An 8,737-nucleotide genomic window follows, 5' to 3' on the forward strand; every position below is an offset into this window, starting at 1 on the left:
CGGTCCCAAGGCCTTCGTCGAGGCGATCGTGCTGCGGGCCCAGGACCCGGGGGTCGACCTGGGGAAGCTGCGCGAGATCGATGGCGTCCGCCTGGTCGACGGCGAGACCCCGCTGGCGCCGACCCGGCCCAGCATCGACGCAGGGACCAGCCGCTGCCGCAGGGACATCGACAGCACGTTGCCGACGGTCGACGCGGCGCCCAGCACCAGGATGGCGGCCGCCGTGACGGCGACGTGCGGCAGCAGCACGGGGACCACGAGCAGCGCCCCGCACAGAGCCCACGAGCCGATCATCGCCACGACCTCACCGCACCGGCGCGCGACCTGCCCGGCCACCACCGACCCGCCGACGGCGCCCACCGCGAGCACGGCCGTGAGCAGCGGGTAGGTCGCCGAGGTGAGCCCGAGCGCCGACCCGGAGCCGACGGCCCACAGCACGAAGAGCGCGAAGTAGGCGGTGGTCGCCATGTTCATCACGGCCCCGGCGAGCACGATGGGCCGCAGCACGGGGTGCCCCGCGAGGAAGCGCACCCCGTCGGACACCTGGGCCCAGCCGGTGCTGCGGGCCGGGTCGGGCGCGTGCCGGTACCGCCCGCGCACACCGACCAGCGTGACGACGACGGCGGCCACGGCCATCCCGGCGGGCAGGCCGAGCACCCACCCCGTCCCCAGGGCGAGCAGCCCACCGGCGATCGGCGCGCCGACGAAGGTGTTGAGCACCTGCTCGACGGCCATCGTGCGGCCGTTGGCCTCGGGCAGGCGCGAGGCGGGGACCAGGTCGGGCACGATCGAGGACGCCGCGAGGTCGGCGAACACCTCGGTGACGCCGTACGCCAGCACGAGCAGCACCAGGACGGTCATGGTGAGCCGGCCGCTGACCGCGACGACGGTCCCGGCGCCGAGCAGCACGGCCCGGGCCCCCAGGGCCACCGCCCGGGTGTCGCGCCGGTCGTGCCGGTCGACGAGCACGCCCGCGACCAGGCCGAGCAGCAGCCAGGGCAGCCAGGCCGCGGCGGTGAGCAGCCCGATCTGCACGGGTGAGCGGGTGAGCGTGAGCGCGACCAGCGGGGCACCGGTCGACACGATCCCGTCGCCGAGGTTGGCCAGCCCGGTGGCCGTCAGGTGCGCCGCGAACCGGCGGCCGAGCGGCGGACGGGTCGGGGCTCCGTCAGCCGGAGTCGCGGTGTCGGGGGTGGCGACCTCGCCCGGCACACCCATACCCGCCAGGTCCGGGACGGCGGGTGCCGCCTCGTCCGAGGTGTCGGTGCTGGTCCGCTGCGCCATGGGCGTCTCCCGGTAGGCTGGGCTCGGCAAAGAGAGTTCTGCAAACAAATCTCTGCAAAGGTACCTCTGCACATGACCGAGGGCAAGACCGAGACGGCTGCCACGCGCTCCATCGGCGCGCAGGCCCTCAAGGCGTTCGCGCACCCGCTGCGGATGGCGATGTACGACGCCCTGCGCGACCACGGCTCAGCGACCGCGACCCAGCTCGGCGAACGGCTCGGCGAGTCCAGCGGCGTCACCAGCTACCACCTGCGCCAGCTCGCCAAGCACGGCCTGGTCGAGGACGACCCGACGCACACCGGCGGCCGCGAGCGCTGGTGGCGGACCGTCGGCTTCGCCATGGACGACCCGACGGTGCTGCACGACGCCTCGCTCAAGACCCAGACCGACACCGTCCTGCAGCACATGCTCGCCGAACGGACCCAGGCCCTCGGCGCCGTCATCCGGGCGCTGCCTACCGACGCCTGGCAGACCGCGATCGGCTTCTCGTCCACCACCACGACGATGACACCGGCCGAGCTGGATGCCGCTCTCGACGAGGCCTTCGCCACGATCCAACGCCATGCCGATGCGGCCAAGGCCGCCCATCCGAACGGCCCCGAGGGCGAGGCACGACGGGTCCGGATCTACCTGGACGGCTTCCCGCTTCCCTGACGCAGCGTGCCGGGCTATGCCACACTTCCCGTGACCCGGCTCACACAGGCGTGACCGTCGTTCGCATCCTCTTGTGTCGGGCAGAAGGACGGCCCTTCTTCGGAACGCCTCTCGGGTCATCTCCCGCCCAGAGGGCGTCATCGTAGAAGAACCGTGACGATGCTGAGTCAGCCGACACCACTCAGGAGCCCTTCGATGACGTCCACCACCTCCGTGCCCACGGCCTTCGATACCGAACCCGCGCCCGCCGCGGTGGTGCCGCCGGCCCCGGCGGGCCCGGGCCACGCCCGTCTGCTGAGCTGGCTCGGCGAGGTCGCCGCGCTCACCCAGCCCGACGAGGTCGTCTGGGTCGACGGCTCCCAGGCTCAACGTCAGGCCCTCATCGACCAGATGGTCGCCGACGGGACGCTGCTCAAGCTCAACCCGTTGCGTCGCCCCGGCAGCTACCTCGCGCGCTCGGACCCGCGCGACGTGGCCCGCGTCGAGGACCGCACGTTCATCTGCAGCAAGGACGCCGCCGACGCCGGCCCGACCAACAACTGGCGCGACCCCGCCGAGATGCGCACCGAGCTCACCGGCGTCTTCGCCGGCTCCATGCGCGGCCGCACCATGTACGTCATCCCGTTCTCGATGGGCCCGCTCGGCGGTCCCATCTCCCAGCTCGGCGTCGAGGTCACGGACTCCCCCTACGTCGTGGTCTCCATGCTCATCATGACCCGGGTCGGCACCGCGGTCCTCGAGCTGCTGGGCACCGACGGGTTCTTCGTCCCGGCGCTGCACTCCGTCGGCATGCCGCTCGTGGACTCCGACGGCAACCGCCGCGAGGACGTCGCGTGGCCGTGCTCGTCGACCAAGTACATCGTCCAGTTCCCCGAGACCCGCGAGATCTGGTCCTACGGCTCGGGCTACGGCGGCAACGCGCTGCTCGGCAAGAAGTGCTTCGCGCTGCGGATCGCCTCGGTGATGGCGCGCGACGAGGGCTGGCTCGCCGAGCACATGCTCATCCTCAAGGTCACCTCACCGGCCGGGAAGACGTACCACGTGTGCGCCGCGTTCCCCTCGGCCTGCGGCAAGACGAACCTCGCGATGCTCCGCCCGACCCTGCCGGGCTGGCAGGTCGAGACCATCGGCGACGACATCGCCTGGCTGCGCCCCGGCGGCCCTGGCACCGACGGCCGGCTGCGCGCGATCAACCCCGAGGCCGGGTTCTTCGGCGTCGCCCCCGGCACCGGGGTCTCCACCAACCCGACCGCCATCGACACGCTCGAGCACGACGTGCTGTTCACCAACGTCGCGCTCACCGACGACGGCGACGTGTGGTGGGAGGGCCTCACCGACGAGGCCCCCGCGCACCTCATCGACTGGCAGGGCAACGACTGGACGCCCGACGCGGACCGCCCCGCCGCGCACCCCAACAGCCGGTTCACGGTCGCGGCCGACCAGTGCCCGATCATCGCCGACGACTGGGAGGCGCCGGCCGGTGTGCCGATCGACGCCATCCTGTTCGGCGGGCGCCGGGCCACCAACGTGCCGCTCGTCGTGGCCGCACGGGACTGGGCGCACGGGGTGTTCATCGGCGCGACCGTCGCCTCCGAGCAGACCGCCGCCGCCGAGGGACCCGTCGGCGTGCTGCGCCGCGACCCGTTCGCCATGCTGCCGTTCTGCGGCTACGACATGGCCGACTACTGGGGCCACTGGCTCGAGCTCGGCGAGCAGCTGGCCGCCAAGGGCGTGCGGCTGCCGGCGATCTACGGCGTCAACTGGTTCCGCAAGGGCGCCGACAAGACGTTCCTCTGGCCCGGGTACGGCGAGAACTCCCGCGTGGTGGCGTGGGCGCTCGACCGGATCGAGGGCGTCGCCACCGGCACCGAGAACCCGATCGGCATCATCCCGGCCGACGGCGAGCTCGACCTCACCGGGCTCGAGCTGCCCGAGGGCGCCCTCGAGGAGCTGTTCCGGGTCGACCCGGAGGCCTGGCTCGCCGAGTCCGACCTCACGCAGGAGTACTTCGCCAAGTTCGGCGACAAGGTGCCGGCCGAGCTGCGCGACCAGCTCGCCGGCCTGCGCGAACGCCTGCAGGCCATCCAGGCCTGAGCCCCCGGCGTGAGGCGCGCACCTGGTCCGGGTGCGCGCCTCACGCCGGTGCGGTGGCGCTCGGGTCCTCCGTGCGGCTGCGCTTGAGCTCGAAGAAGTGCGGGAACCGCGCGAGCGTCACCGCCGCGTCGAACAGCTCACCGGCGAGCGGGCCCCGGGGCACCCGGGTGAGCACCGGGCCGAAGAACGCCACCCCGTCCACGTGGAACGTGGGCGTGCCGACGTCGTCGCCCACCGGGTCCATCCCCTCGTGGTGGCTGGCCCGCACCGCGGTGTCCCAGGCCGGGTCGTCGGCGGCGTCCGCGAGCGCCTCGTCCAGCCCCAGCTCGGCCAGCGCCTCGACGAAGAGGTCGCGGTCGTAAGGCCGGTGCTCGTCGTGGTGGCGACGGCCGAGCGCCGAGTACAGGTCACGCACGGCGTCGTCGCCGTACCGCGCCTGCGCGGCGACGAGCAGCCGCACCGGGCCCCAGCCGTCGTCGAGCATCGCGCGGTAGCCCGCCGACAGGCCCTCCCTGTGCTCGTTGAGCACCGACAGCGACATCACCTTGAAGGTGAGCACCATCGGACGCTGGGTCGCCGCCTCCAGGATCCAGCGCGAGGTCACCCACGCGAACGGGCACAGCGGGTCGACGTACAGGTCCACGGCGGCAGTCATGGCGCGATGCTAGGTGGCCCACGTGTGCGGTGCCGGACTCCCGCTAGTCTCGCCGGATGCAGAGCAGGCGGACCCACGGGGCCGTCACGCTGCGGTCACCATGGGCGAGCGCGGTGATCGTCGTCCTCGGAGTGCTCTCGTTGCTCATCGGGAGCTCCTACTTCTACGACCCCGGGTCCGGTCCCCTCGTCGCCGCACTCTTCGGAGTGCCCCTGTGCGCGGTCGGGGCATGGGTGACGGCTCGCGGGCTCCTGCTGCGCATCCGAGTCACCTCCGACGCGGTCGCGCTGCACGGAATGGTGCGGACCCGACGGCTACGGCGCGACCAGGTCAGCGCAGTCGGGATCGCCGAGGTGTCCGCGATGGTCGGCGACGCACTCACCGTCGACTTCGCACTCACCGACGGTTCACAGGCGAGTGTCGGGGCGATGGCCGCGTACCAGGGGTGGATCCCGCTCGCACGGACGAGGGCGTACCGCCACGCGCAGGTGGCCTCGCAGGTCCTCGACGTCCCGCTCTCGCCGGCTGTGGGGGCCTGAGTCCGGTTCAGAAGGCTGCCCCGGTACGCCGGCCGTCTCGCCGCGGACGTCACCGACCCGGTGCGCACGGGCTCGGTAGGCTCGACCGCCGTGGAGATCCTCGTCGTCGGGACCGGCGCCCGTGAGCACGCCCTCGTCCGAGCCCTGGCCGCCGACCCGGCCGTCACCGGGCTGCACGCCGCCCCCGGCAACCCCGGCATCGGGGAGCTGGCGAGGCTGCACGACGTCGACCCGCTCGACCCGGCCGCCGTCGCCGCGCTGGCCACCGCGCTGGGTGTCGACCTCGTCATCGTCGGACCGGAGGCGCCCCTGGTCGCCGGGGTCGCCGACGCCGTGCGCGCCGCCGGGATCGCGGTGTTCGGACCGTCCGCGGCAGCCGCCCGGCTCGAGGGCTCCAAGGCGTTCGCCAAGGAGGTGATGGCCGCCGCCGGGGTGCCGACCGCAGCCTCCCGCACCTGCGCGACCGTCGAGCAGGTGGCCGCCGCGCTCACCGAGTTCGGTGCCCCGCACGTCGTCAAGGAGGACGGGCTGGCCGCCGGCAAGGGCGTCGTCGTCACCGACGACCGCGAGGCCGCGCTCGAGCACGCCCGCGCCTGCCTGGCCAAGCCCGGCGGCTCGGTGGTGGTCGAGGAGTACCTCGACGGCCCCGAGGTCTCGCTGTTCGTGCTGTCCGACGGGACCGACGTCGTCCCGCTCGTGCCAGCGCAGGACTTCAAGCGCATCTTCGACGCCGACGCCGGACCCAACACCGGTGGCATGGGCGCCTACAGCCCGCTGCCGTGGGCCCCGGACGGCCTGGTCGCCGAAGTCGTCGAGACCGTCGCCCGGCCCACGGTCGCCGAGATGGCCCGCCGCGGCACCCCGTTCGCCGGTGTCCTGTACTGCGGGCTCGCTCTCACCTCGCGCGGGATGCGGGTGGTGGAGTTCAACGCCCGGTTCGGCGACCCCGAGACGCAGGTGGTGCTTGCCCGGCTGCGCACCCCGCTGGCCGGGCTGCTGCAGGCCTGCGCCACCGGCGAGCTCGCCGCCTTCGGCCCGCTGACCTGGGACGACGGCGCGGCGGTCACCGTCGTCATCGCGTCGGCCGGCTACCCGACGCAGGCCCGCAGCGGCGACCGGCTCACCGGGGTCGCCCAGGCCGGTGCGCTGCCCGGCGTGCACGTGCTGCACGCCGGCACCGCGCTGCACGACGACGCGCTGGTGAGCGCCGGCGGGCGCGTGCTGTCCGTCGTCGGCACCGGGGCGACACTGACCGAGGCCCGCGCCACCGCCTACGCCGGGGTCGACCGGATCGGCCTCGACGGCGGTCAGCACCGCACCGACATCGCCGCCCGCGCCGCCGCCGAGGCGTCCGGCGATGCGTCCACCGAGGGGAAGGACGCCTGATGAACGCCGTCGCCGTCGTCCGTCGGCCCGGACCGCTGCTCGCCGACGGGCTGGTCGAGCACATCGAACGGATCCCCGTCGACCTGGACCTGGCGCTCGCCCAGTGGCACGGGTACGTCGAGGCCCTGCACGAGGCGGGCTGGCGCACCGTCGAGGCACCGCCCGCCGACGACTGCCCGGACGCGGTGTTCATCGAGGACACCGCCGTGGCCGTCGGCGCCCAGGCCGTCATCACCCGGCCGGCCCGCGCCTCCCGGCGCGGTGAGACCGCCGGGGTCGCCACGCTGCTGGCCGACCTGGGGATGAACCTGCTGCCGGTCGAGGACGACGTCACGCTCGAGGGCGGCGACGTGCTCAAGATCGGCGACACGGTCTACGTCGGGCGCAGCGACCGCACCGACGCGGGCGGGGTCGCCGCGCTGCGCGGGCTGCTGCGCCCGCTCGGCAAGAAGGTCGTCGCGGTGCCGGTCACCACCGTGCTGCACCTCAAGACCGCCGTCACCGCACTGCCCGACGGCACCGTCATCGGGTTCGAGCCGTTCGTCGACTCGCCCGGGCTGTTCGAGCGGTTCCTGCCGGTGCCCGAGCCCGAGGGGGCGGCCGTCGTCGACCTCGGCGAGGACCGGCTGCTCATGTCGGCCTCCGCACCGCGCACCGCCGCCCTGCTCGCCGACCTGGGCTACCAGGTCCGGACCGTGCAGATCGGCGAGTTCGAGAAGCTCGAGGGCTGCGTCACCTGCATGTCCGTGCGGCTGCGGCACCTGCGCTGACCGGATCGTCCGGACGGGCGCATCCCGGACGTCGAGCGGTTTCTCCCGCAGCGGCCCGAAGTGGTTCGCTAGGGGCCGTGACCGACGAGCTGCCCGGCTGGGCCCACCTCTCCACAGGCAAGGTGCGGGACCTGTACGTCCCGGACAAGTCCCACGACGGTGCGGTCATCCGCCAGCTGCACGGCGACGTCGTGCTCGTCGTCGCCTCCGACCGGATCTCGGCGTACGACCACGTGCTGTCCCCCGGCATCCCCGGCAAGGGCATCGTGCTCACCCAGCTCTCGCTGTGGTGGTTCGCCCAGCTCATCGACGTGGTGCCGAACCATGTGGTCTCCACCCGGGTCCCCGAGGCCGTCGCCGGACGCGCCATGATCTGCCGCCGCCTCGACATGTACCCCGTCGAGTGCGTGGTGCGCGGGTACCTCACCGGCTCCGGCCTGGCCGAGTACCAGCAGACCGGGTCGGTCACCGGGATCGCCCTGCCGGAGGGTCTGCTCGACGGCTCGCAGCTGCCGACCCCGATCTTCACCCCGGCCACCAAGGCCGCCCTGGGTGACCACGACGAGAACGTCTCCTTCGAGCAGGTCGCCGAGCAGATCGGCCAGGGCCCGGCGGAGACCCTGCGCAGGCTCACGCTCGAGGTCTACGAACGCGCCGAGGGCATCGCCCGCGAGCGCGGCCTCGTGCTGGCCGACACCAAGCTGGAGTTCGGCACCGACGCCGAGGGCGCCGTGACGCTGGGCGACGAGGTGCTCACCCCCGACTCCTCGCGGTTCTGGCCGCGGCTCGCCTGGGAGCCCGGGCACCCGCAGCCGAGCTTCGACAAGCAGTACGTGCGCGACTGGCTGACCTCCCGGGCCTCCGGCTGGGACCGCGCCTCCGACACCCCGCCGCCGCCGCTGCCGGACGAGGTCGTCGAGCGCACCCAGCAGCGCTACCTGGAGGCGTTCGAACGGCTCACCGGACGCACGCTGTCGCTGTGACCGACCCGCTGGTCCTGCGTCGGGCCCGGCTGCTGGGCTCGTCCGCGCCGGTCGACCTGCTGCTGGCCGACGGGAAGGTCGCGGCGACCGGGTCAGTGCCGTCGCACGTCGAGCAGGTCGACCTCGACGGGCGCTGGGTGCTGCCGGGGCTGTGGGACCAGCACGTGCACGTCACCCAGTGGGCCCTGACCCGCGACCGGCTCGACCTGGCCGAGGCGCTGTCCGCCGCGCAGGCCGTCGCGATGGTCGCCGAGCGGCTGGTCCAGTCCCCGCCCGCGCCGGGCGCGGCCCTCGTGGGACGCGGGTTCCGGGACGCGCTGTGGCCCGATGTGCCGAGCGCGGCGCTGCTCGACGCCGTCGCGGGCGAGCGGC

The 8,737-nt window shown here is 73.6% G+C and carries 9 protein-coding genes; 7 read left to right on the forward strand and 2 right to left on the reverse strand.

What is annotated here, in order from left to right; all coding sequences use genetic code 11:
• Nucleotides 1–1,284: MFS transporter (locus F2B26_RS12470; RefSeq protein ID WP_235929652.1), on the reverse strand; the 1,284-nt coding region annotated here is incomplete at its 3' end.
• 72 nt (nucleotides 1,285–1,356) lie between these two features.
• Between F2B26_RS12470 and F2B26_RS12475 the strand changes: the two genes are divergently transcribed.
• Nucleotides 1,357–1,938 (forward strand): winged helix-turn-helix domain-containing protein, encoded by a 582-nt coding sequence (locus tag F2B26_RS12475; RefSeq protein WP_159809847.1) that lies wholly within the window; start codon nucleotides 1,357–1,359, stop codon nucleotides 1,936–1,938.
• A gap of 195 nt (nucleotides 1,939–2,133) precedes the next feature.
• Entirely contained in the window at nucleotides 2,134–4,032 is a 1,899-nt protein-coding gene (locus F2B26_RS12480; protein WP_159809849.1) for a phosphoenolpyruvate carboxykinase (GTP), read from the forward strand.
• Nucleotides 4,033–4,072: 40 nt separating this feature from the next.
• On the opposite strand, the gene F2B26_RS12485 is transcribed toward F2B26_RS12480, so the two are convergent.
• A complete protein-coding gene (locus F2B26_RS12485; protein WP_159809851.1) occupies nucleotides 4,073–4,687 on the reverse strand; it encodes a mycothiol-dependent nitroreductase Rv2466c family protein in 615 nt (204 codons plus the stop codon).
• A 56-nt stretch (nucleotides 4,688–4,743) separates the two neighbouring features.
• On the opposite strand from F2B26_RS12485, the gene F2B26_RS12490 reads away from it, so the two are divergent.
• The 5 genes from F2B26_RS12490 to F2B26_RS12510 all read left to right on the forward strand — a co-directional run.
• Entirely contained in the window at nucleotides 4,744–5,226 is a 483-nt protein-coding gene (locus tag F2B26_RS12490; RefSeq protein ID WP_159809853.1) for a hypothetical protein, read from the forward strand.
• Between the two features lie 90 nt (nucleotides 5,227–5,316).
• Nucleotides 5,317–6,612, forward strand: a complete 1,296-nt coding sequence (gene purD / locus F2B26_RS12495) for a phosphoribosylamine--glycine ligase (protein WP_159809855.1) — start codon at nucleotides 5,317–5,319, stop codon at nucleotides 6,610–6,612.
• A complete protein-coding gene (gene ddaH, locus F2B26_RS12500) occupies nucleotides 6,612–7,382 on the forward strand; it encodes a dimethylargininase (protein ID WP_328698678.1) in 771 nt (256 codons plus the stop codon). The genes purD and ddaH overlap by 1 nt, the downstream gene beginning before the upstream one ends.
• A gap of 77 nt (nucleotides 7,383–7,459) precedes the next feature.
• Complete coding sequence (locus F2B26_RS12505) at nucleotides 7,460–8,365, forward strand: phosphoribosylaminoimidazolesuccinocarboxamide synthase (protein WP_235929653.1); 906 nt, start codon at nucleotides 7,460–7,462, stop codon at nucleotides 8,363–8,365.
• Nucleotides 8,362–8,737 (forward strand): amidohydrolase family protein (locus F2B26_RS12510; RefSeq protein ID WP_201292724.1); only part of this gene is annotated, 376 nt, incomplete at its 3' end. The genes F2B26_RS12505 and F2B26_RS12510, both read left to right, overlap by 4 nt.

Origin of the sequence: Cellulomonas citrea (genome assembly GCF_009829685.1) — a bacterium.
Taxonomy (GTDB): domain Bacteria; phylum Actinomycetota; class Actinomycetes; order Actinomycetales; family Cellulomonadaceae; genus Cellulomonas; species Cellulomonas citrea.